Raw genomic sequence first — 767 nt, forward strand, 5'->3', positions numbered from 1 at the left:
ATCGCTCTGGGCGCTGGTCTTGGTATCTGGGGTGTCATCAACCTGTTGGAAGGTTACGGCAACGACAACCCTGGCGCCAAGTCACAGGGTATTAAGCAGCTCATGGCTGGTGCTGGTGTAGCCGTTGTTGGTATGGTTCTTGTACCTCTGCTCTCCGGGCTGTTCTCTGTCTAAGCGTTCCTGCATGAAATCCTTGCCGCTCCCGCAGCTCTGCGGGGGCGGCGGAAAGGAGGTTGACACCGTATGGATTTCTTACTTGAAGCCCTGACAAATTGGCTGAAAGAAATGCTGGTGGGCGGTATTATGAGCAACCTTTCGGGGATGTTTGACAGTGTAAACCAACAGGTCGCGGACATATCCGTACAGGTAGGACAGACCCCACAGGGATGGAATGGCAGTATTTTCAATATGATTGAGAATCTGTCAAACTCCATCATGGTGCCGATTGCAGGTGTGATCCTGGCTATCGTGATGACCGTAGACCTGATCCAGATGATTGCAGACAAGAACAACCTGCATGATGTGGATACCTGGATGATTTTCAAGTGGGTGTTCAAATCAGCTGCCGCCATCCTCATTGTTACAAACACATGGAATATCGTGATGGGCGTCTTTGATATGGCGCAGAGCGTGGTGGCGCAGGCGGCAGGGATTATCAATTCGGATGCGTCCATTGACATTTCCTCAGTTATGACCGATCTGGAACCGAGGCTGATGGAAATGGATTTGGGACCGCTGTTCGGACTGCGGTTCCAATCCCTCTTTAT

Annotated in this window: 2 protein-coding genes; both read left to right on the top strand. The window is 51.2% G+C overall.

Annotated features, from left to right (window positions below):
* A partial coding sequence (locus DWY93_RS16835) for a Maff2 family mobile element protein (protein ID WP_117472757.1) occupies positions 1 to 174 on the top strand: 174 nt, incomplete at its 5' end.
* A 69-nt stretch (positions 175 to 243) separates the two neighbouring features.
* Positions 244 to 767, top strand: a 524-nt coding sequence (locus tag DWY93_RS16840; RefSeq protein ID WP_242990776.1) for a VirB6/TrbL-like conjugal transfer protein, CD1112 family, incomplete at its 3' end; no start/stop codon positions are given.

Source organism: Clostridium sp. AF28-12 (genome assembly GCF_003435225.1).
Lineage (GTDB): Bacteria > Bacillota > Clostridia > Lachnospirales > Lachnospiraceae > Pilosibacter > Pilosibacter fragilis.